We start from the raw sequence: 23,691 nt of genomic DNA on the forward strand, positions 1-23,691 counted from the left end.
AATGAAAACTAATAGACACAATCTTCGGATTGCTCTTTATGGTCGTTTTTCGACATCCCGCCAAAATGCAGCGTCCTCGGCCGACCAACTCCATGCGGGCGAGAAATATGCCACGCAACACGGTTGGACGGTGGTGGCACGTTTTACGGACGATGCAATATCCGGAGCGTACGAGCATGGCCGAGCAGGTCTGCAAGAGTTAAAACAGCAAGCCATGCTAGGACAATTTGATGTTGTAGTTGTCGAATCTGTTGATCGCCTTGGCCGGAATGTTTCTGAAGTCACTGCTCTGTATCGGCGGTTGAAATTTCATGGGATTGAAGTTCATACATACACCTCTGGAAAACAGACAGACCTTGTGATCGCGATCATGAGTAGTGTTGCGGAAGCGCAGCTGGAGGAAATTGCCCATAAGACACGTCGAGGGGCCAAAGCCAACATCTTGAAAAAACGGAGTGCAGGCGGTCGAGCGTATGGGTATGTGTCTGATCCAAAACTTACTGCTGACGGAAAGCTCGACAAAGGACATCAGAAGATATGTCCGGCTGAAGCGAAAATCGTGCGTAGAATTTTTGATGAATATGCTTTCGGTAAAAGCCCAATAGAGATAGCGAGAAAATTGAATCTGGAAGGTATTCCGGGTCCGCGCCGCCCTCGTAAAAAAGGGGAGACTCAAGTTCCTGGATGCTCGCAGTGGCAAGTAAGTACGATTTTGGGTCATGCGTCGCGCGGCACAGGAATAATTCATAACGAGCTGTATCGCGGATGGAGGGTATGGAACCAGCGCATGTATTTGAAGAATCCAGACACGGGTAAGCGTGTGGCGCGTCAGAATCCTGAAGAAGATATTGAACGCATCGAGGATCAGGATTTGCGCCTCGTCACCGAGGAGCAGTGGAATGCGATTCGAAAGCGGGAGGCGGTGATCCGGGCGAACATGAAGAAACGTGCATGTGGGCAGGAGCATAATTTTCGCGACGCACGGCGGCCCACGTCATTTTTGAGTGGAATCATTAAATGCGCTGCATGTGGAGGTAATGTCGGACTTGTTCTGCGCGATCGCTGGGGATGTCTGGGGCACCACCGGGGCACAAACTGCACGAACAATCGTACGAAAAAACGGGATGTCGTGGAGCAACGTATCCTGTCGGGGCTAGCCGGCCCTCTTGTGACAGGCGAATCAATAGAGATTGCTTTGCAGGCGTACAATGAAGAATGTCAGGCGCTCTATGCGCAATGGCTTCGGCAATCCGATGCTGGCCGTGAAAAACTTGCGTCGATTGATGCTCAAATAAATAACATAATGAAAGCTATTGAATTTGCACCGGACGTTTCTGTGCTCGCCAACCGGCTCACCGAGCTTTCAAAAGAGCGGAAGGCGTTAGCCGAGGCGATAAAGCCCGTGCCTGCACCAATGCCCAACTTGCAGCGTGACTTTTCGGCGCTCTTTCATGAGCGCGTGAAAAATCTGGGTGCTGTTATCGGGGATCCGAATCATGGCCGCGAGGCTTCCGATAAGCTACGCAGCCTGATTCAGTCCGTTGAATTCCGACCCGGACAAGCGCGAGGAGAAGTCGGTTTGACGTTGGTAGGGGATATGGCTGGTATTCTGGCGCTGGCGGCAGGTAATGATAATCTTGAAGTTACGACCGAAGCGGTTGTATGCCCCCGCAACCAGAAACAAGTCCTTGATTGGACAAGATAAACCCGCCCCTCAAAGGCGGGTTTTTTTGTCCAAAATCCATCGCAGGAAACACATAGGAAACAGATGAAAAGGTAGTCCGGCGAGTTTTTGTCCAATGTCACAAGTGTGTGAGTGTGGCTTGGGACGTCTCCTGACTGAGCCGAAAGGTTCTCTGACGCACATAGAGCGGCCGACATTTGGATGACAGGTTCCGATTAGATTTTTCTGGAGAGCCGGCGCAGATACGCTTCGAATATATCGGCTATGGCATCGGCATAGGTTGCAATTTCCAGGTTGCTTCGAGGTGTCTCCGAACCTTGCAAAGTACAAGGCGAAGCTCGCCAATCGCTATAACAAGCAGCTGGAGCGCCTCAACGGGGAGGACATTGCGACCTCCAGCATCGAGGTAGCCGTCGATGGTGCGATCCAGAACCTGACGACCGCAGCCAATGGCGCGCTGGTCATCTATGGCGACCCGCATCGCCATGGCGCTCATGCAGCCAGCGAAGATACGCCGCGCCTGCGACGATATTGTCGTGCGGATCATAGGGATCGCTCCCCAGATTCAATGCCGTGCGAAGCTCCCGCCATGTGTCTGGCATGATCTGAATGAGACCCATCGCACCCTTCGGTGATACCGCTGAGGCAGACGCCTATGGAACGCGGCTCGTTCCAACGCGTTATAAAAGACTCAGCAATAAATTATTTCGATTTTCGAAGCGAATTTCATCAGTCTATAAAATATTTTTTTTAAAATATTAACTTAATGAGAAGCTAAAAAACGAACAAATAAATAATCTTCTGAATCAGAGGTGTATTTACTTAAAATACAACATGGACGTCGAAAAATGGACAAAAGCGCTTCATTACCTCCGATGGCGGGTCGTGCGTTTCGACGTTCATGGGTGTCGCAAATTTTCAGACAGGCCCCGCACCTGGACTGGCAGAATGACTCCACTTCGGTCAGAAGTGAAATTTTCGGCGTAGAGCGTTTGGAGGCCCATGCGCGGACCCTTGCGCTCGCTCAGGCTCTCGCTCCTCACACTGTTGGTCGTCATCATCCTCTATCAAAGCGGCTTAAAGAAAATGGGACTTTTCTTCGCTCGGCCGACGTGGAAATTTCAGATGCAATACTGGCAGGGCGATCTCAAACGCCCGCAGCCCAGTGGTTGGTAGACAACTACGCGCTAATCGATATGCAGATCCGTGAAACAATTTTGGATCTGCCAGCACGTTATTACGCACGCCTCCCCAAGCTGGCCGGCGGACCTTTTGCCGGATTGCCGCGGGTTTTCGGCGTTGCGTGGGCATATGTGGCCCATACAGACAGTCGTATCCAGACAGAAATTCTCTATGATTATCTGGAGGCCTACCAGAGCGTCGTTCCGCTCATGATTAGAGAACTCTGGGCTGTTCCGATTACCCTGCGCATCGTCTTGATCGAGAATCTGCGTCGAATTGTCGTGGCAATCATGCGGAGCAATGCCAATCGGCAAGACGCCGATCATCTGGCCGAAAGGCTCGATGCATGTCGTAAGACGGCACTCGGTTCCATGCCCGCAATTCTCGCCTCGGTCGATCCGAGCAGCCTGACGCCTGCGTTTGTCGCGCAATTTGCCCGTCGTTCTCGAGGATTGGATCCCGAGAAGGATCCGGCGCTTCTTTGGCTCGAGCAGCGTTGTGCAGACCGCGGCATGACCATCGATGACGCTGTGCGCGAAGATTTGCACGAGCAGGGCGCTTTTACCGCCACGATTCGCAACATCATCACGAGCCTTAAATTTATCGCCAGCTTCGACTGGGCAGAAGCTTTTGACCGGGTTTGCCTCATCAACCGGATTTTCGCTGATTATGCGAGCTTCACGCAGGCTGATTTCGCAAGTCGCGACCTCTACCACAAAGCCATTGAGGAACTTGCATACAATAGCGAATACAGCGAAATGGCCGTTGCGGAACGGGCGCTCACGATGGCGCGTGACGCCAACGCAAGCGACCCATCCGATATGCGTCGAGGTGATCCTGGCTATTATCTCATTATGTCGGGACGCCTCAGCCTGGAGGCAGCGATCGGGTTTCGCCCTTCGTTGCCACGCCTGCTGGCACGCCGTTTCTGTGAGCGTGGGATTGCGTCTTATAGTCTTGTCGTCAGCTTTCTGACCCTGTTTTTTCTGGCTTTTCCACTCTGGTTCACGAACTTGCCCAGGGATGGCTGGGTCGTGGCTGTGCTGGCCGCCATTCCGGTCTCAGAAGCGGCGGTGGCTTCGGCAAACCGGTTGGCGCTCAGGGCAATCCGCGCGACAACGTTGCCGGGGATGGAGTTTCTAAGTGGTATCCCACTAGATCTGCGTACAATGGTGGTCGTGCCCGCATTATTGACGACGCAGCAGACTGTCGACAGCCTGCTTGCACGCCTTGAGATACATTATCTCGCCACCCGAGATAAGGCCGTCTATTTCGCACTCCTAACCGATTGGATCGATCACGATACGGCCCATGCGCAGGATGATGAGTCTTTGCTATCGCGCGCGCAGGAGGGAATGGACAAACTCAATCGCAAATATGGGGCCACACCCGGCGACACGCGCTTCTACCTGCTGCATCGGCAGCGCGTGTGGTCCGAGAGCGAACAGGTTTGGATGGGATGGGAGCGCAAACGCGGCAAGCTACATGAACTCAATCGACTTCTGCGGGGAGCAAACGATACGACCTTCCTGACTCCGTCTCACGAACTGCCTCATGACGTCCGATATGTTGTGACGCTCGATGCCGATACGCGCCTGCCGTTGGATACAATCCGCCGTCTCGTGGGTAAAATGGCCCATCCGCTCAATTCCCCCATCTACGATCCGGTTTCGGGCCGAGTGCTTGAGGGTTATGCCATTTTGCAGCCTCGGATAACGCCATCCTTGCCCGTGGGTCACCAGAGTACGTTGTTCGAGCGTATTTTTGCCAGCACCAGCGGCATCGATGCCTATTCGGCCGCCGTGTCTGATCTGTATCAGGATATGTTCGGCGAAGGCTCTTATGCTGGAAAAGGTATCTATAACATAGATGCCTTTGAAGCGGCTCTCTCCCAGCGTGTGCCGGATTCCACACTGCTTAGCCATGATCTCTTTGAGGGGATATTTGCGCGCGCCGGATTGGTGACTGATGTGGAGGTGGTCGAAGAATTTCCCACAGATTATCTTGTCGCCGCCCAGAGACTGCACCGCTGGACCCGAGGGGACTGGCAACTTCTCCCGTGGCTAACGTCTGGTGTGACCGGCCGCACTTTATCGGCGCGCGAGCGCTTCTCCGGCATCGCACGTTGGAAAATGCTGGATAACCTGCGTCGTACGCTCTGTGCACCCCTGCTGTTGCTGGCTCTGGCCGTGTGCTGGCTTCTGCCTTTTCACACAGCGCTTGTATGGACCGTCTTTCTTTTATTCGCGATGGGTATTCCGGCATTTCTGCCCGTGCTGCCGGCACTCGTCCCGCGACGCGAATGGATCACCTGGCACAGCTATCTGAGCGTTATTGATTCGGCGGCATCCGAGGCCGCGGTTACGATATTCCTCAACATTACATTTTTGGCGCACCATGCCTTTCTCATGGCCGACGCCATATCGCGCACACTGATACGCGTTTTCGTCACACGTCGGCATATGCTTCAATGGGTGCCCGCCGCTCAGCTCGTCGCTCAGAAGCATGCAGGGGTTTCCGATTATTATGCCCGGATGCTTCCTGCACCGTTTCTGTCCGGCTGCCTGACTTTGGCGGTGGCTCTCTGGGCACCGTGGAGCCTGTTCCTGACGGTTCCCCTGGCAGCTCTCTGGGCGCTTTCGCCAGCCGTTGCGATGTGGGCCAGTCGTACTCCGGCCATCGCGGCTCGCTCTCGGCCGTCCCGCACCGATATTCGGATGCTTCGTATGACGGCAAGGCGCACATGGCGGTATTTCGAGACGTTTACCACCTCAGATGACCATATGCTTCCTCCCGATAATTTTCAGGAGGATCCGGCGCCCGTGCTAGCCAGGCGCACATCGCCGACCAATATCGGGCTTTACCTGCTCTGCACGATCAGCGCGCGGGATTTTGGCTGGACTGGATTGATCGATACCGTCTCTCGACTGGAAGCGACCTTTGCAACACTCGACAAACTGCCGCGATATCGCGGTCATTTCTACAATTGGTATGCAACGAACGATCTTACGCCGCTGGCACCGATCTATGTTTCGAGCGTCGATAGCGGCAACCTTGCAGGACATCTGATCGCGTTGGCCAGTGCCTGCCAGTCCTGGTCGGAAACGAGACCGGAGACGAGATCATGGTCCGACGGCATGGTCGACACGATCAACATTGCTGTGACGGATCTCACACTCCACATGGGCACTCGACGGGCCAATACGACCGCGGAACGTCAGCTTCTTCGACGTCTGACCGGGCTGAAAAATGCGATTTTAGGGGCACCGGCCGAACCGTCCGCAGCGGTGCTGACCGAACTGCACCGCCAGACGTCGCAGATAGTGGGGCATGTTGAGCAGATGGAGGCGGTTACCGCTACAAACAACAAGGAAGAGCAAGCCGATCGTCTGTTCTGGACCTCCGCACTGCTTCGGACGCTGGAAAGTCACCTGCTTGATCTTGATGATGCGCTCTATCCAGCACTCGCGTCCCGCCTGGCATCAATTGCCGATAGGGCAAGGACGTTGGCGCTGGAGATGGATTTCCGCTTTCTCTGCAACACTTCGCGTAAGCTCCTTTCCATCGGCTATCAGGTCGCTGAAGAAAAGCAGGACGCCAGTTGTTATGACCTGCTGGCTTCTGAAGCACGCCTCGGCGTATTTTTCGCCATCGCCAAAGGTGATATGGCCGCGCATGACTGGTTTCGGCTGGGGCGTTCGCTGACCTCAGTCGGCAACGGCGCGGCACTGGTTTCCTGGTCAGGATCCATGTTCGAATACCTCATGCCCTCGCTCGTCATGAGAGCGCCGATGGGCAGTCTGATGGAGCAAACCAATATCCTGATCGTGCAGCGGCAGATGGCTTACGGTCAGTTTCGCAACATTCCGTGGGGGATCTCTGAATCTGCCTATAATGCACGCGATATCGACTATACTTATCAATATTCGAATTTCGGCGTCCCGGGCCTTGGACTTAAACGAGGACTTGGTCTTGATACGGTCGTTGCCCCTTACGCGACTTTGCTGGCGGCTATGGTCGATCCCCAGAAAGCGGTGGCCAATTTATCCGTTCTGGATAGGATAGGTGCCCTCGGCCGCTATGGATTCCATGAAGCCCTGGATTACACGCCTGATCGTGTCCCTAATCCTGGCGATGTCGTCATCGTTCGTGCCTATATGGCGCATCATCAAGGCATGTCGATCCTAGCCGTGGCCGATACGGTTTTGAACGGTATCATGCGTAGCCGCTTCCATAATGATCCGCTCATCGCATCGGCCGAAATACTGTTGCAGGAGCGCGCACCGCATACCGGCGCAGTTGCCAGGCCGCTGCCGTCCGAGGATGATACCAAGACTGGCGTTCACGCTGTCAGCGCAATATCCGGTCGCTATTTGACCCGTTCGGACACGGCTGAACCCACAACGCATCTACTCTCCAATGGGCGTTACACGGTTATGCTGACGGCGGCGGGATCTGGTTACAGTCGCTGGAATGGTCAGGCCGTCACACGTTGGCGGGAAGATGCGACCTGCGATAATTACGGCACCTACTTTTATATAAAAAATCGCAAAACAGGTAATGTCTGGTCCGCCTGCGCGCAGCCTTTGGGCAGGAAGCCAGACGATTACGCCGTCGGCTTTCATGAAGATCGGGCCGAGTTCTCCCGGCGGGACGACCGCTTGACCACAACGGTGGAAATACGCGTTTCCACCGAAGAGGATGCGGAGGTGCGACAGATTTCGATATTGAACAATAGCGGAGAGACTGTCGAAATCGACATTACTTCCTACGCCGAATTGGCACTTCTGGCACAGAATGCCGACCTTGCGCATCCGGCTTTTACCAAACTCTTTGTCCAGACCGAATATCTGCCCGGTCTCCGTGCCCTGATTGCAACGCGTCGACGGCGGGCGCCCGAAGAGCCGGAAATCTGGGTGGCGCATCTTGCTGCGAATGCGACGGAAGTAGAGATTGAAACCGACCGCGCTCAGTTTGTTGGACGCAACCAGGATGTGCGCCGGCCGTCGGCCATAAGGGAGACGAGACCACTCTCCGGCACAACCGGCACGGTGCTCGATCCTGCTTTTTCCATACGGGTGCCGATTTCCATCCGGCCGGGAAATATAGCCCGTATCGCCTTCTGGACGATGGCGGCTCCCAGTCGTTCGGCCCTGCTGGCTATGATCGATACCCATAGGGATCAAGCCGCTTTTGAGCGTGTCCGGACTTTGGCCTGGACACAGGCGCAGGTGCAATTGCGGCATCTCGACATCGCGCCGGCCACGGCAGATCTTTTCCAGAAGCTGGCAGGGCATATTCTATTCGCGGGCCCAGCCATGCGTGCGTCTTCGGCCATTATCGCCAAAGGCGCCGGTGCCCAGCCTCTGCTTTGGGAACAAGGAATATCGGGCGATCTTCCCCTTCTCGTGCTGCGCATAAAGTATGACGTGAATGCGGATGTCGTGCGTACTCTCCTGCTGGCCCATGAATATTTGCGGCTCAAGCAACTGGCGGTAGATTTTGTCATTCTTAACGAACATCCGCCTTCCTATCTTCAGGAGTTGCAGACATCACTCGACCAGATCGTGCATGCGACGTCGCGTGGTAGCAGCGAGGTAGGCTCGATACAAATACTACGTGCCGATCTGCTTAGTCCGGCGACACGAAATCTGATCCTTTCCAGCGCACGCGTCGTGCTGCAGGCTGATCGGGAAATTTCTGAACAGCTCGACAATGCGGAACCAGCTCTCGCACGCCTTCTTCCTGCGACACAATCTGTTCGCGGTTCTTCATCATCCACTTTCTCCGCACCGGATATCCCTGAACTGGAGTTTTTCAACGGCCACGGCGGCTTCGCTGACAACGGAAAGGAATATGTGATCGTTCTGGGTCCGCGACAAACAACACCGGCACCATGGATCAATGTGATCGCCAACGATACATTTGGTTTCCAGGTTTCGGCGGAGGGAAGCGGATACACATGGTCCGGCAATAGTCGGGAGCATCAGATCACGCCCTGGTCGAACGATCCCGTCAGTGACCACGCGGGCGAGATTTTCTACTTGCGAGACGAGAATACAGGCACCTTGTGGTGTCCGACCGCTGCTGTCCTCCGTGATCGGGCTGCGACCTATATAACGCGCCATGGTCGCGGCCATACCCAGATCGAGCGTATCGCGCATGGTATCTCCAGCCGGTTGATTCAGTTCGTGCCGATCGCCGACCCGGTCAAGATTACGCGTATCCAGCTTCATAATCTGTCGGATCAGCCGCGCACCTTATCGGTCACCGCTTATGTGGAATGGGTTCTGGGCGCCAATCGCAGCACGTCGGCGCCATTTGTTACAACTGAACTCGACAGTGAAACAGGGACATTATTCGCCCGCAACCGATGGAACGCCACATACGGTCAGCGTGTCGCCTTTGCCGATATCGGCGGTTATCTGACAGCCAGTTCGGGTGATCGACGTGCATTTATCGGACGCAACGGCAGCCTGGAACATCCTATCGCTTTTGCTGCGCCCGATGGCGTGCAGGGGGCGGTCGGCGCTGGGCTCGACCCCTGTGGCGTGGTGCAGACCGTTGTGACGCTGCCCGCTGGCGGGAAAGCCGAGATCGTGTTTTTGCTGGGCGATGCCGAAAGCGAGGACGAAGCACATCGTCTGGTTGCTCATTATCGAACGATAAACCTTGACGATATGCTGGAGGCGGTACGGCAACATTGGGACAGCGTGACCAACGCCATACAGGTCCGCACCCCGGACCGCAGCATGGATATCATGCTCAATGGATGGTTGCTCTATCAGACGTTGGCCAGCCGTGTGCAAGCGCGTGGCGGTTTTTACCAGGCCAGTGGCGCTTACGGCTTTCGCGACCAGTTGCAGGACGGGATGGCTCTGGCCACGGCGTCTCCGCATCTCGTGCGTGCGCATCTGCTACGGGCCGCGTCGCGCCAGTTCGTGGAAGGTGACGTGCAGCATTGGTGGCTACCGCAAACCGGGGCGGGCGTGCGCACCCATATTTCCGACGATCGTGCATGGCTTGCCTACACGGTTGCTCATTACGTCACGACCACGGGCGATGAGAACGTCTTGAATGAGAGCGTCTCATTTCTCCAGGCACCGCCTTTACCGCTTGGCGAGCATGACAGCTTCACCGTGCCTGATCTTTCGCCGAAAAATGCCTCGTTGTTCGAGCATTGTGCACGCGCGCTGGATCACAGCCTACCTGTTGGCGCGCACGGTCTGCCACTCATGGGAACGGGAGACTGGAACGATGGCATGAACCGGGTGGGAGAGAAGGGGCGGGGCGAAAGCGTATGGCTCGGGTGGTTCTTGCACGCCGCACTCACGGCCTTCATTCCGCTGGCTAAAGCGCGAGGAGAACACCGCCGTGCCCAGATCTGGGAAGATCACACACATGCCTTGGCTTCGGCGCTGGAAGCGGCATGGGATGGCGACTGGTATCTGCGCGCCTGGTACGATGATGGAACCCCACTTGGTTCGCACCTCAATGCAGAATGCCAAATAGACGCCATTGCCCAATCATGGGGCGTGCTATCCGGCGTTGCATCATTGGAGCGCGCAGAACACGCCATGCGCTCGGTTCTCACCCGCCTCATTCGCCAGAACGCAGGGTTGGTTCTCGTGCTTGCGCCTCCTTTTGATACGACAGGGCCCGATCCAGGCTATATTCGGGGTTACCCGCCGGGTATCCGCGAAAATGGCGGGCAGTATACGCATGCTGCTCTCTGGACGGTCATGGCTATGGCTAAACTTGGCGACGGTGACCGCGCCCATTCGTTGTTCCACACATTGAACCCGATCAATCATGCCCGCACGCCTGAAGAGGTGAACCGCTATAAACTGGAGCCGTATGTCGTGGCGGCCGACATATATTCCGGCGAACCGCATGCAGGGCGTGGCGGCTGGTCATGGTATACCGGCTCAGCGGGATGGATGCAGCGCGTCGGCATGGAAAGCATCCTCGGCATCCAGATCCAGGGTACGAGGCTGACGATCAATCCATGTATTCCACACGACTGGCCACAATTCGCAGTGACGATGCGTTGGCGAAGCGCCACCTATCATGTGACCGTCAGCAATCCTGAGCATGTTTGTCATGGCGTGAGACAGATCGTCCTAGATAACGTTTCTGCCCCGGTTGCTGACTCGATTGATTTGGTGGACGATGGAAGTGTGCATGTTGTGTCAGTACTTTTAGGGAGTATTATTTGAGCGACGCTCATATACGCTGTAATTTTGTCCACGTTTGAGAATCTGAATCAGAAAGCGGTTTGGCGGTCATCAACCAGACGGGGGATGGCGGGATTGTTGCCTCGACATCCCTCGTGAGGCGGCGGCAGCGTCCGAGCCATGCGAAGGTTACGCTCCACGATCCAGCGATTGGGCAGGGCGACGAAGCCTTCGGCTCGATCGCCGCGCTTGACGATCTCGATCGTCCATCGGCCGAGTTCAGTCGTAAGCTCCCGGCGAAGGGCGCCTTGCTGAATTTTTCTGGCGTGGTTCAGCTTATGAGACAGGAGCGACACAAGATATCAGGATTGCCTTTCGTCGCGTCGGCCAGGAAATCACCGTCCAGAATGTTGTCGGTGAAACCGAGAGCGTGCCCCCCGCAACCAACGACATCAAGAAACGCCGCGTCATTCGCGTCCAGAAAAGCTCATATCTGCATCGGGAGATTTTTCGGCACTTTCTCGATTGCATGCCTCTATGAGGCTGTTCGTCGTTGCCGCGTGAGACCCGATTGGACCAATACGGCCAGAAGCAGGAAGATACCGCTGGTCAGCCCCTGAAAGGCTGCACTTAGCGAACCAATCTGGTTGATGATATTCTCGATCATCCCAAGCAGCACGACACCGGAGGCAGCGCCCAGGACGGTCCCGACGCCTCCGGTCAGGAGCACGCCGCCGATCACCGCCGCCGCAATGGATTGCAGTTCATAGCCCGTGCCCGCCGATGAAAGGCCGGACGACAGATGGGCTGCAAGAAGGGCGCCACTCAAGCCCGCCATGCCGCCGGAGAGGATATATGTTACGATCTTGGTTCTATCCACAGGAACGCCGAGCATGCGCGCGGCTTCCTCATTCCCGCCAATGGCAAAAACCCAACTCCCGAAAGATGTGCGGTTCAACACAATGGCTGCGAGGCCGCAGACAGCCGCAAAAATGACGATCAGATTACCGATCCCCAGAATTGTGCCATTGGCGATATGTCCGAATACGCCGGGTTGCGCGATAATCAGACTCTCGCCCGCCAGCACAATGGCCAGGCCTTTCAATGCCAGAAGCGCGGCAAGCGTGACGATAAAGGGTGCCATGCGCGCCTTGACGATCAACAGACCATTGAGCAGCCCCACCAGAAGCCCAGCGACAAGTGGCGTTGCGAATGCGATCGCGGCACCGTAGGGCGCGGCATAGGCTGCCAGAACCGTCCCCAGTCCCACCATGGATCCGACGGACAGGTCGAAGCCGCCGAGGATGATGACGAAGGTCTGGCCCAACGTCACCAAACCCAGAAAACTCGAGGCAGTCAGAAGGTCAGCAAGATTTTGAGCATGCAGGAAGTTCGGAAATATGCCTCCTGCGGCAAGTGTGGCGAGTATGACAACCACAATGGCCCCTCTTGCCTGCATGATCGCGAAAAGGCGTTGTCGCCGTTCCGAATGGGGCGATGATATGTGAGTCATCGTCGTGACGTTCATGCGCGGCCACGCTGAAGATAAAGGGCGCCGATAATGAAGGCGGCTTTGAGAATTTGCGCGAAGTTGGCGTTGACGTTGTTCATGATGAACGTCGCATCCAGAATGGTCAGTAAAAGAACGCCGGCAATCGTGCCAGGCACTGAGACCTTGCCGCCCGAGAGAGGCGTTCCGCCGATAACAGCTGCGGCGATCGTATCGAGTTCGAACTGGACGCCGATATAGTTGGCGTCTGCCGCACCCAGGCGCGCTGTCGCGAAAACACCGGCAATCCCGGCCAGAATGCCTGAAAGACCATAAACGAACATGAACGTGGTGCGCACGGGAATGCCGGCCAGCATAGCGGCCTGAGAACTGGCACCGACAAAAATGGCGAACCGTCCGGGTAACGTCCGCCGCACGAGGAACGCGAAACACAGTGCAGCGATGATCGCCACGAACGCGACAATGGGAAAGCCAAGCAAGGTCGTCTGACCAATACCGGCAAGCACGCCGTCAAAGGGCAAATCAATACGCGCGCCGCCCAACATCGCCTGCGCCAACCCACGCGTGGCGACAAGCAATGCCAGAGAGGAGATCATAGGCGCGATGCGAAACACCGAGATCAGAAAGCCGTTGAAAAGGCCGCAGGCCAGGCCGGCCACGATGCCCAGCGCCATGCCGCTCGTCTGTCCCCAACCCAATGTACAGCCGATCACGGCACTTGATAGCGCCATGACGGAGCCGACGGACAGGTCGATGCCACGCGTGCCAATCGCCAGCGCTTCGCCCAGCGCGATCAGAACGATCGGCGATGCTTCGAACAGGAGCGAGCGTACCACGAACGGATTTCGAAAGCCCGGGGTGAAGACCAGGTCGAAGACGATCAGCAGGCCGAGCGCCACATAAACGCTTGCGGCACGGATGGCCGAAAGCCGTAGGGTCATTCTCCTATTGGGGCCGGTCATCAACGGAGTACGGCGAAGTGATTGGTCGTCAACCCCAACGGCGTGCATGCCAGAAACGAGTTTCATGTCGTTTCCTTCTCCGGCACCATGACGGCCTCGGACGCACGGGCATTTTGCCCGTGGGCAATTTTCGCGAGAATATCTTCGGCCGTATGACCGCTGGTCGTCATTTCACCGATGACATGCCCCTCATCGAGAAGCACGATCCGATCGGTCAGTTCGACAAGCTCGGGCAATTCGGACGATGTGACGAGAACACCAAGACCCTGTGCAGCCAGTTCGCGGATCGTACGATGAATTTCCGCCTTGGCGCCAACATCGATGCCACGCGTAGGATCGTCGAGCATGACAATGGACGGTTCCGTACTCAGGGCACGCCCGATCAATACCTTCTGCTGATTGCCGCCAGAGAGGGATTCGATTGGCGCGCCACTGCCGCTGCTCTTGATGCCAAGACGCAGCAGATATCGGTCCACCATCTCATTCTGGCTCTTTCGGGAAATGACGCCCCATCGGGCGATGCGCGATAACATCGATGCGGAAAGGTTTTCGCTCAGTGACAGGTGAGGAAATATGCCTTCCGAACGTCTGTCTTCGGAAAGGAATGTCAGGCCGCTGCCAAGACTGCTGGCGGGTGTCGAATGCGGCAATGTGTGCCCCCTAACGGCAACCTGCCCGCGATCCGGCGGTGAAGCACCATATATTGCTTTCATGGTTTCCGTCCGACCGGAGCCCAGCAATCCGGCCAGCCCGACAATTTCGCCACGGCCCACAGTCAGGGAAACGTCCACGACCCTGCCGCGCCATGACAGACCCCGCACCGTGAGGGCGGCATCTTGTGGCGCGCTGGTTGAAACGGATATGCCAGTCTCAGCGTGCTCGTCGGCGGCAAGTTCGCGACCCAGCATGGCGGCAACGAGTTTTGCCCGCGGCAGGTCTCTGGTCGGCGCGGTTACCGCCATGACGCCGTCCCTTAATACAGTCATTCGGTCGCATAGCGCGTAACATTCGGAGAGGCGGTGACTGACATAGATGATGCCGATTCCTTCCTCCCGTAATTTTCGGACGATCCCATACAGAAGTTCGACCTCGTTGCCGGAGAGCGCGGATGTCGGCTCATCGAGAATGACAACGCGTGCGCCCAGCGAAACGACGCGGATGATGGAGATGAGTTGCTGCGTGCCGAGGCCGAGGGTTCGCAACGTTCGTCCGGGATCGATACTCAATCCATAACGCCCAAGCAGCGTCCGTGCGTCCCGGAGCATGGCTTTTCGATCGATGAAATAACGTGCGCGCTTCGGTGCGCGGTTCAGAAAGAGATTTTCGGCGACGCTCCGTTCCGGAATGAGGTTTATTTCCTGATAGACAGCCGCAATGCCATTTTCCTGTGCCTGTCTCGGGTTGGCGAAACGTACAAGACGGCCATCCAGGCGAATGTCCCCGGCATCGTGTGTATCCAGCCCCGTCAGTATCTTGATGAGCGTGGACTTGCCGGCGCCGTTTTCGCCCAGCAAGCCAAGCACTTCGCCGGCATTCAGTTCCAGCGACACGTCACGCAGCGCAGCGACGGCACCGAATGATTTCGCAACATGATGAACGTGCAGCTGCATGCGGTTTGTTCCGCTTTTCTGGCGTCAGATCAGTATGGGGCGCCGCTTTTCAGCGCTTCTGCCGCGTTGGCCTTGGTATAGAGCGCATCCGTCATCGTAATGGTTTGCGGCACTTTCTCTCCGTTGAACCAGGCTTTCAGAGCATCGAACGCCTTGGGTCCGAAGCGCGGGTTCGTTTCGATGTCGGCTTGCACCTGACCTTTTGCGATCATCTCGACAATGGCGCGCGTACCGTCGATGGAAACGATCCGGACGTCGTGCCCAGGTTGACGACCGCTTTGTTGAATGGCGCGAATGGCACCCAGCGCCATGACGTCGGCATGTGTGTAAAGCGCGTTCACGTCTGGATGGGCCAATAATAACTGCTCCATCACACGCTGCGCATCTGTGGCAGACCAATTACCGGTTTGTGCGGCAAGCAACGTCAGTCCGGCATGTTTTTTCAGACCGGTTGCAAAGCCGTCCGTGCGCTGTGTTTCAACCGAATTGCCGTAGGCGCCCTGAATTTCGACAATCTTGGCCTTGCCGCCCGTCGCATCGGCCATGGCCTGCGCCGCGCGCTGCCCCTGCTTGACGAAGTCGGAACCCAGAAACGAAATGAAGTGCTGGCACGGCGTGCCGGCGGTCGCGCGGTCGATCGTCACCACCGGAATATGGCGGCTGGCGGCTTGCTCCAGCGCGGGTTGCAGCCCCGTTGCGTTCAGGGGTGCGACGATGATGGCTTTCGCACCCTGGGCGATCATGCTCTGAATATCGGCGACCTGCTTGGCCTGGCTGTCATTTGCATTCGTGTAAAGCAGGCGTGAGACACCAGCCGCTTTTGCGGCTTCCTTGACGGAAGCGGTTTCGGCAGCGCGAAACGGGTTCTGTTCGTTTTCGGATTGCGAGAAACCAACCAGCATCCCCGACAGCGATTCATGTTGCGGATGCGGGTTGACGCATGTCGCCTGTGAACCGACTCCGTTTTGCGCACCGGACGATGTTGATTGTGCGCTTGCCATCGGTATGCCGATCGTTCCGATCAGAAAGCCTGCGACGCCGTTCAGTATAATTCTGCGAAAACTGCCGCGACAGGCAAATCCAGTAACAGACATGGATGACGACTCCGCGTCGTGCCGGGAAGCATGAACCGAAAATCGCCAGGCGTTTTCAGAGTTTCAGTCGATATCTGGCGCGGTGGAAAACAAAAGGCGAGGGCCTGTTCCGGCTTATGACGTAACTTCCATGTAATCATACATTAATAAAACCGCAATAAGCTTTAATCTGGCGTCTCATGCCCTGAAGTCATTCTCTCGCGTTCGATCGGCTGTTTTCGGCATGTGGGGATAATGAATCTGCAAGCATCGAACCGCTATGGCGCGCATCAAGATATTGTGATTTTATGATCGGTAGATTGCATAAAGTTAACCGATCGGCTAGTTGTTCGCTCCGAAAGTATTTTCTTTCGCGACGAAAGAATGCCCAGTGGCCATTGGCGCTCGAAGCACTGTTTTGCAACGCCGTCTGCAAATTGCCGACAGGATACGGCAAGGAAGTTTCGTGCGTGTCGAAGACCTCGCAGAGCAGATCGGCGTCTCGACGGTAACGATACGCAGCGACCTGGCCTATCTTGAGGAGCAGGGCCTTATCATGCGCGCCAATGGCGGTGCGCGGGCTGTCAGGCAATTTCATGCCGTCCGGCGCGATCAGCATGCGCCGCTCGCGGCATCGCAGAGGCGCGACATGATATCCGCCATCGTTCCCCTCGTCGGGTCGTCGATGACGGTGCTCCTGGGTTCCGGGATATTACCGGCCCTCCTGCCGCCTTATTTGCCAGCCTCTTCTCAGCTTCGCCTCATCATCACGTCGCTGGAGGCCTTGCCCGCCGCGCGACAATACAGCCTCGGCCCTGTTTATCTACTTGGCGGGCAGTGTCATTCCGGACGAGCGGAAATTGACGGCCCGACGGCTGTGCAGGCTCTTGCCGCCTACGACATCGATCTTTTCGTGATGGAAATCGCGGGCATCTCCACGCCGGATGCAGCCCTTCGGACACTGTTCTCACAAGCCCTTCACGCCGAAGCGATACGTGCCGCGCGCCGGACAATCGCTCTTCTCAATCCGGACGGGGCGAGTGAGGCGGAAGTGCCGGAATTACCTGTATTTCTGCACGATATCGACTACCTCATCACGCCGGAGAATCCCGGGCCGGCGATATCGCGGACGCTGCATCAAGCCGGCTTCAGCCACAACGCGGAAGCCGATCAAGCGCGCCTTTATCGTAAACATATCCTGGATCAGAAGAACCATCATGATGCCATTTCGGCTTAGAAAAATCCTCGCGGCCGGTGCCGCACTGACGTTGCTGGCAGGTGCGCATCAGGCCGCGGCCGCCGGGACGATCGGCGCCTCCCTCCTGACGCAGCAACATCCGTTCTATATCGAACTCGCCAAAGCCATGCAGTGAAAGCCGATCTGCATACGCGCAAAGGATACGCGTCGTGATACAGCATATACGAAAGAAAATCGTGACGATCGGCGAAATCGTCGTGGAAATCATGGCGGAGCAGCCAGGTTTCGGATTTATGGAGCCGTTTGCGTTGCGCGGGCCGTTTCCCTCCGGCGCGCCGGCGATCTTCATCGATCAGGTGGCGCGGCTGGGCCAGGAATGCGGATTGATCTCCTGCGTCGGGCGCGATGATTTCGGCACCATGAACATCGAGCGTCTGAGACAGGACGGCGTGGACGTCTCCGCCATTCAGGTTTCCGCCGATCATGCGACGGGGAGCGCCTTCGTACGCTACCGGCCGGATGGCGAGCGCGATTTCGTCTACAATATCCGCAATGCCGCCTGCGGCCAGACCCAATTGACGGATGACGCCTTCCGCCTGCTGGACGATGCGCGACATTTTCACGTCATGGGATCATCCCTCTTTTCGTTCCGCATCATCCATGCGGCCACGACGGCACTGCGTCGCGTCAAGGAAAATGGCGGCACGATCTCGTTCGATCCGAATATCCGCAAGGAGATGCTCGATATCCCCGAAATGCGGGCTGCCATGGAGATGATGCTGCAATACTGCGACATTTTCCTTCCCAGCGGTCCCGAACTGATGATGCTGACCGAAGCGAACACGGAAGATGACGCCGTTCGCGAAATTCTGGGTCTCGGCGTCAAGGAAATCGTCGTCAAGCGGGGAAGCCGGGGCGCCAGTTATTACAGCGCGGACCAGACACTGCACCTGCCGCCCTTCATGGCGGAGGAAATCGACCCGACCGGCGCGGGGGACTGTTTCGGCGCAACCTTCGTGACATGTCGTCTGCAAGGCCATATGCCCGAGCAGAGCCTGCGTTACGCCAATGCCAGCGGCGCCCTCGCGGTATCGGTGCGGGGGCCGATGGAGGGGGTTTCCACATTCCAGCAGCTTGACGCCGTCATCGCGCAAGCCGTGGGAGTCGCCTGATGAGCGATGCCATTCTGTCGTCTTTGCGTCCCTGGCTGGATCAGGGCGTTCCTCGCGGCATCACGTCGGTATGTTCGGCCCATGAGCTGGTGATCGAAGCGGCGCTTCGCCGGTCCCTGGAGACCAACAGCCCCGTTCTCATCGAAGCGACCTGCAACCAGGTCAATCAGGATGGTGGCTACACAGGCATGACGCCGTCGGGCTTCCGCGATTTTGTCTTCGGTATCGCGGACCGTGTGGGTGTGGGCGCCTCGGCCATTATTCTGGGGGGCGATCATCTCGGACCCAATCCCTGGAAACACCTCCCCGCCGCGGAGGCGATGGCCAAGGCTTCCGACATGATCGCTGCCTATGCCGAGGCTGGCTTCGAGAAGCTTCATCTCGATGCGAGCATGGGCTGTCAGGGCGAACCCGCTCATCTGCCGGATGAGATCGTCGCCGAACGGGCGGCGCAACTCGCCCTGCGTGCGGAACAAGGCAGCCGTGGAAAGCCCGTTTATATCATCGGCACGGAAATTCCCACGCCCGGCGGTGCCACCGAAGCATTGGACCATCTGGCTCCGACCACGCCGGAGGCCGTCATGACGACCTATCGCGTTCATGAACGGGCCTTTGAATCGATTGCGCCAGCCGCCTGGGCACGCGTGCTGGGCATCGTTGTTCAGCCTGGTGTCGAGTTCGGTCATGAAGCCATTGCCGTCTACCGGCCGGAACGCGCCCGAGGTTTGTCCCGCAGCCTCCGGGACATGCCCGAACTGGTGTTCGAAGCCCATTCGACCGATTATCAACCGGAAATTGCGCTGGCGCAGTTGGTGGCCGATGGTTTTCCGATCCTGAAAGTTGGGCCGGAACTGACCTTCGCCCTGCGCGAGGTGCTCTATGGCCTTGATGCCATTAGCAATTTCCTCGACCCGCAAGCCGCATCGCTGCGCGATGTGATGGAAGAGGTCCTGCTGGCCCAGCCGTCAAACTGGGCTACCCATTATCACGGGACGGCGGACGAGCAACGTCTGCTGCGCCATTTCAGTTACAGTGATCGTATTCGCTATTACTGGCCTGTCCCGGCAGCCCGGGATGCCGTCGAAGCCCTTCTGGCGCGCCTGTCGGCGTCTCCGATCCCGCCGACCCTAATCAGCCAGTATCTGCCGCGTTTCTACGATCGCGTCCTATCCGGCGTGTTGCCGGCCGAACCGCGTATCCTGCTGTTGCAGGCCATACGCGATGTCCTTGATCGCTACGGTCGCGCCGCAGGCGATCGTCATTCCTGAAAGCAACGAACATGGCCAATCCCACCCCACTGGCCGGGAAAGTCGCCCTTATTACCGGTGCCGCGCGCGGCATCGGAAAAGCCATCGCCGAGCGATACGCCAAGGAAGGCGCGCATGTCGTGATCGGCGATCTGAACGAAGCAGGCGCGATCGCGACCGCGGAGGCACTTGGCGCGGAACATACCGGCATCGCGCTGGATGTCACGCGTCAGGAATCGATCGATCAGGCCATGGCGACGATCGTCAGGCGATATGGCCGGATCGATATTCTGGTCAACAACGCCGGTATCTTCGATCTCGCGCCGACAGTCGAGATCACGCACGAACGCTACCGGCGCGTGTTCGCGGTCAATGTCGAAGGCCTTCTTTTCACCTTGCAGGCCGCTGCCAAACAGATGATTGCGCAGGGCAAGGGCGGCAAGATCATCAACTTCGCGTCCCAGGCCGGTCGGCGTGGGGAAGCGTTGGTGGCGCTCTACTGCGCCTCGAAAGCGGCAGTGATTTCAATCACGCAAAGCACCGGTCTCGACCTCATCAAATACGGCATCAACGTCAACGCGATCGCACCGGGCGTTGTCGATAACGAACACTGGGATGATGTGGACCGCCGTTTCGCGGAATACGAACATCTGCAACCCGGCGAGAAAAAGCGGACCGTCGGCGCCTCGGTGCCGTTCGGCCGAATGGCGCGTCCTGAAGAGATCGGCGGCCTGGCCGTGTTCCTCGCATCAAGCGATGCGGACTACATCGTGTCCCAAACCTACAACATCGATGGCGGTAACTGGATGAGCTGAGCCCTGCCTACATGTTTTTCCTTTCATGAAAGCAACGACAATGAGAAAATCATTTTTGCTCGCGACTATTGCCACAAGCCTTTTCGGTGCGGGTATCGCGCATGCCGATACGACCGTGACGATCGCCACGGTCAACAACGTGCAGATGATTGAGATGCGCAAGCTCTCGCATGTCTTCGAGGCCGCGCATCCTGACATTCATTTGCAATGGGTCACGCTGGAAGAAAACGTGCTGCGCCAGCGCGTGACGACCGATATCGCCACCCGTGCCGGGCAGTTCGATATCCTTACGATCGGCAATTACGAGGTGCCTCTCTGGGCCAAGCAGGGCTGGCTTTACAAATTCGATAAATTCTCGCCGTCTTACGATATTGATGACATCATCGGCACGGTGCGTGAGAGTATCAGCTATCAAGGCAGCATTTACGCCCTGCCATTCTATGCTGAAAGTGCCATGACGCTGTATCGCAAGGACCTGTTGCAAAAAGCCGGTCTTACGATGTCTGCCGCGCCGACCTACGATCAGATCCGCGAAATCGCGTCCAAGACGACCGATAAAAATGCGGGCGTTTACGGCATCTGTTTGCGCGGCAAACCCGGCTGGGGCGAAAACATGGCCTATGTCTCGACGCTGGTGACGGCGTTCGGTGGCCAGTGGTTCGACAAGAACTGGAAAGCCACGATCGACACGCCTGCCTGGCGGAATGCGATCACATATTACACGGATCTGATGAAGCAATACGGACCACCCGGCGCAACGGCGAATGGCTTTAACGAAAACCTGTCGCTTTTCACGACCGGTCATTGCGCCGTGTGGATCGACGCGACCAGTGCCGCCGGAACGGTTTTCGACAAGAAACAAAGCACGGTAGCGGATCAGGTCGGCTTCGCGGCTCTTCCCACCGGCAGTTTCAAGGGCGGACCCACCTGGTTGTGGTCCTGGAATCTGGCGATCCCGGCATCATCCAGTCATGCGGAGGCTGCGCGAAAATTTATCGAGTGGGCGACGTCGAAGGACTATATCCAGCTCGTCGCGAAAACCGATGGCTGGGTGAATATTCCGCCGGGAACACGTACGTCTTCCTATAAAGCCCCGGAATACAAGCAGGTCGCACCTTTTGCAGACTTCGTATTGCAGGCCATCGAGAACTCCAATCCGTCTGGGGCCACTGCGCAGCCGCGTCCCTATATCGGCGCGCAGTTCGTCGATATAGCGCCATTCCAGGGGATCGGCACGCAGGTTGGACAGACAATTGCCGCAATCCTTTCCGGTTCGGTGACAGTCGATGCCGGTCTGGCGGCTGCCAATGCTGCTGCGAATCGTGCCATCCGGCAGGCGGGATATCAAAAATAGTGTGCAATCCGGCAACTGACATGCGGCGGAAAATTTCGACGCATGTCTGAAAGGAGAAAAGGCAGTTCAGTTTTGGGGGGCGGAGTTGTGCAATTCGATGAAGAGTCTACCCGCCCTCCGGCAATTCCGTCCTGTGTTTATGTTCCGCTGGAAAAGGGCGACCTCAATAATCCAGATCACGGTTCATTCCAGCTTTCGATACGGGCGATATGCTGGGAGGAAGACGATACTGGGGAGCGTTCTGAAGTCCGTGTGACGGTGCTCATGGTGCGTTGCCGAATGGGCCAGATGCGGGATGCTCGCCTGAGGGGTGGTGATGTCCATTATCCCTGGGCAGACGCGTAACGATTGAAAGCATTGGCCCAGGCCATTTTTCCATTGCGGGTCGTGCTTTCAACTGTGATTTCATGGCCGTTTTTCCGCATCCCGGCCATCAAGGGAAACGGGCGCAGGCTTGCGCTGTGGTCTGTCCGTCAACGGATGGTCGCTTTCTGCCCCGCCGCAACATCGTGACATTTTTCACTCAAATCATGATTACTCTACCCATAGAGCATCATAAAAAAGATCAAAAGATATCATATAGAGGTGATAATCGGTCATTCGAACTATGATGTGATTGACCGCAATCTGTATCTATCATTAACATACGTTCATATCGGGCGGCTGATGGCAGATGTCCGAAGCGACTATTGTCGGAGAGATCGATCGTGAAAAAAACTGTTTCGGCCAGAAAGTGCGTTCTTGCTGCGCAAGTGGCGGCTCTTGCGCTTCTCGCCATGACGCCGTTCCAGGCGAAAGCGGATGATGCGCGGATCGCTTTCGTGCCGAAGCTGGTGGGTATTCCGTATTTCAGCGCCATGCAAAAAGGTTTCGAGAAAGGTGGCGCGGCTTTTGGCGCGAAAATCATCTATCAGGGCCCCACGACGAGTTCCGTGGCGGCTCAGGCGCAGATTATCCAGGGCCTTATCAATCGCAAGCTGGATGCCGTGGCGGTAGCTGCCAATAGCCCGACCGCCCTGCAGGCGCAGGCCGTGCATGCGAAGGAACATGGCGTCGTCTTCGCCTCGACGGACAGCCAGGTCGATGGGGACGCGGTGTCCTTACGCGTGATGCAGGCGACGGATGCCGATATCGCGCATACTCTGGTCGATCAACTGACGATGCAGATCGGAACGGAAGGGCAGATTGCTTTCGTGTCCGGCGGACCGACGGCTACCAATCTGAATATCTGGATTTTGCTGATGAAATCCTACCTTGCATCGAAATATCCGAAAATCGAGCTGGTCAGCGTGCAATATGCCGGCGAGGATATCAGCAAGGCGACGGAAATCACCTCGCAGATCCTTTCCGCCTACCCGAAAATCAAGGGCTTCATCGGTGTCAACACAACGGCGACGCCGGGCATCGCGCAGGCCGTTCTTCAGGGCGGGTTGAGCGGCAAGATCGCCATTTCCGGCATCGACGATCCGAACACGATCCGTTCCTATGTGCTCAACGGGACCGTCAAGAGCGCCACGCTGTGGAATCCGATCGATCTCGGTTATCTGACGGTCTGGGGCATCAAGCAGATTCTGGATCACAAGGAGATCAAGGCGCAGAACGACGTGCCGGGCCTCGGATCCGTTTCATACGATGCGAAAACCAGAACGCTTCTGCTCGGGAAACCGATGGTTTTCACGAAAGAGAATATTTCCCTCGATTTCTGAG

13 protein-coding genes and 2 pseudogenes are annotated in these 23,691 nt (G+C 56.9%); 9 read left to right on the forward strand and 6 right to left on the reverse strand.

The features are described 5' to 3' along the window. The first annotated feature begins 1 nt into the window (after nt 1). A complete protein-coding gene (locus tag A0U93_RS11810) occupies nt 2–1,705 on the forward strand; it encodes a recombinase family protein (RefSeq protein ID WP_077807514.1) in 1,704 nt (567 codons plus the stop codon). A 452-nt stretch (nt 1,706–2,157) separates the two neighbouring features. Here the strand turns inward: A0U93_RS11810 and A0U93_RS11820 are convergent. Continuing rightward, nucleotides 2,158–2,325 (reverse strand): annotated as a pseudogene (locus tag A0U93_RS11820) (lytic transglycosylase domain-containing protein); the annotation flags it as partial. Nucleotides 2,326–2,532: 207 nt separating this feature from the next. Here A0U93_RS11820 and A0U93_RS11825 point away from each other — a divergent pair. Next, a complete protein-coding gene (locus A0U93_RS11825; RefSeq protein WP_077807517.1) occupies nt 2,533–11,085 on the forward strand; it encodes a GH36-type glycosyl hydrolase domain-containing protein in 8,553 nt (2,850 codons plus the stop codon). Nucleotides 11,086–11,092: 7 nt separating this feature from the next. Here A0U93_RS11825 and A0U93_RS11830 read toward each other — a convergent pair. From A0U93_RS11830 to A0U93_RS11850, 5 genes and pseudogenes are all read right to left on the reverse strand, one after another. After that, nucleotides 11,093–11,330: pseudogene (locus A0U93_RS11830) on the reverse strand (transposase); the annotation flags it as partial. Between the two features lie 248 nt (nt 11,331–11,578). Next, nucleotides 11,579–12,556, reverse strand: coding sequence for an ABC transporter permease (locus tag A0U93_RS11835; RefSeq protein ID WP_245824860.1), 978 nt, complete (start codon nt 12,554–12,556; stop codon nt 11,579–11,581). 11 nt (nt 12,557–12,567) lie between these two features. Then, nucleotides 12,568–13,581 carry an ABC transporter permease gene (locus tag A0U93_RS11840; RefSeq protein ID WP_211274008.1) on the reverse strand — a complete coding sequence of 338 codons (1,014 nt, stop codon included), beginning with the start codon at nt 13,579–13,581 and terminating at the stop codon, nt 12,568–12,570. Next, complete coding sequence (locus A0U93_RS11845; protein WP_077807520.1) at nt 13,578–15,125, reverse strand: sugar ABC transporter ATP-binding protein; 1,548 nt, start codon at nt 15,123–15,125, stop codon at nt 13,578–13,580. Before A0U93_RS11845 ends, A0U93_RS11840 begins: the two co-directional genes overlap by 4 nt. Nucleotides 15,126–15,154: 29 nt before the next feature. Next, nucleotides 15,155–16,219, reverse strand: a complete 1,065-nt coding sequence (locus tag A0U93_RS11850) for an ABC transporter substrate-binding protein (protein ID WP_077807521.1) — start codon at nt 16,217–16,219, stop codon at nt 15,155–15,157. Nucleotides 16,220–16,589: 370 nt separating this feature from the next. Here A0U93_RS11850 and A0U93_RS11855 point away from each other — a divergent pair, with 370 nt between their 5' ends. From A0U93_RS11855 to A0U93_RS11880, 7 genes are all read left to right on the forward strand, one after another. Further along, the gene (locus tag A0U93_RS11855) at nt 16,590–17,435 is read left to right on the forward strand and encodes a DeoR family transcriptional regulator (protein ID WP_211274009.1); all 846 of its coding nucleotides are present in this window, start codon (nt 16,590–16,592) and stop codon (nt 17,433–17,435) included. Further along, complete coding sequence (locus tag A0U93_RS16265) at nt 17,416–17,571, forward strand: hypothetical protein (RefSeq protein ID WP_211274010.1); 156 nt, start codon at nt 17,416–17,418, stop codon at nt 17,569–17,571. The genes A0U93_RS11855 and A0U93_RS16265 overlap by 20 nt, the downstream gene beginning before the upstream one ends. Nucleotides 17,572–17,605: 34 nt before the next feature. Then, nucleotides 17,606–18,568 carry a tagatose kinase gene (locus tag A0U93_RS11860; protein ID WP_245824864.1) on the forward strand — a complete coding sequence of 321 codons (963 nt, stop codon included), beginning with the start codon at nt 17,606–17,608 and terminating at the stop codon, nt 18,566–18,568. Then, the gene (locus A0U93_RS11865; RefSeq protein WP_077807523.1) at nt 18,568–19,836 is read left to right on the forward strand and encodes a D-tagatose-bisphosphate aldolase, class II, non-catalytic subunit; all 1,269 of its coding nucleotides are present in this window, start codon (nt 18,568–18,570) and stop codon (nt 19,834–19,836) included. Before A0U93_RS11860 ends, A0U93_RS11865 begins: the two co-directional genes overlap by 1 nt. A gap of 11 nt (nt 19,837–19,847) precedes the next feature. Beyond that, on the forward strand, nt 19,848–20,630 hold the full coding sequence (locus A0U93_RS11870) for an L-iditol 2-dehydrogenase (RefSeq protein ID WP_077807524.1): 783 nt from the start codon (nt 19,848–19,850) through the stop codon (nt 20,628–20,630). 55 nt (nt 20,631–20,685) lie between these two features. Then, nucleotides 20,686–21,984: an ABC transporter substrate-binding protein gene (locus A0U93_RS11875; RefSeq protein ID WP_306345217.1), complete on the forward strand. Its 1,299-nt coding sequence runs from the start codon at nt 20,686–20,688 to the stop codon at nt 21,982–21,984. Nucleotides 21,985–22,691: 707 nt separating this feature from the next. After that, nucleotides 22,692–23,690, forward strand: coding sequence for an autoinducer 2 ABC transporter substrate-binding protein (locus A0U93_RS11880; protein WP_245824866.1), 999 nt, complete (start codon nt 22,692–22,694; stop codon nt 23,688–23,690). Nucleotide 23,691: the final 1 nt, after the last annotated feature.

This window comes from Neoasaia chiangmaiensis (assembly GCF_002005465.1).
Taxonomy (GTDB): domain Bacteria; phylum Pseudomonadota; class Alphaproteobacteria; order Acetobacterales; family Acetobacteraceae; genus Neoasaia; species Neoasaia chiangmaiensis.

Bases quoted from the DNA above. Each gene is read 5' to 3' on its own strand.
- A0U93_RS16265 (WP_211274010.1), top strand. From the start codon at position 17,416: ATGATGCCATTTCGGCTTAGAAAAATCCTCGCGGCCGGTGCCGCACTG.
- A0U93_RS11840 (WP_211274008.1), bottom strand. From the start codon at position 13,581: ATGAAACTCGTTTCTGGCATGCACGCCGTTGGGGTTGACGACCAATCA.
- A0U93_RS11850 (WP_077807521.1), bottom strand. From the start codon at position 16,219: ATGTCTGTTACTGGATTTGCCTGTCGCGGCAGTTTTCGCAGAATTATA.
- A0U93_RS11810 (WP_077807514.1), top strand. From the start codon at position 2: ATGAAAACTAATAGACACAATCTTCGGATTGCTCTTTATGGTCGTTTT.
- A0U93_RS11835 (WP_245824860.1), bottom strand. From the start codon at position 12,556: ATGACTCACATATCATCGCCCCATTCGGAACGGCGACAACGCCTTTTC.
- A0U93_RS11865 (WP_077807523.1), top strand. From the start codon at position 18,568: ATGAGCGATGCCATTCTGTCGTCTTTGCGTCCCTGGCTGGATCAGGGC.
- A0U93_RS11845 (WP_077807520.1), bottom strand. From the start codon at position 15,125: ATGCAGCTGCACGTTCATCATGTTGCGAAATCATTCGGTGCCGTCGCT.
- A0U93_RS11825 (WP_077807517.1), top strand. From the start codon at position 2,533: ATGGACAAAAGCGCTTCATTACCTCCGATGGCGGGTCGTGCGTTTCGA.
- A0U93_RS11870 (WP_077807524.1), top strand. From the start codon at position 19,848: ATGGCCAATCCCACCCCACTGGCCGGGAAAGTCGCCCTTATTACCGGT.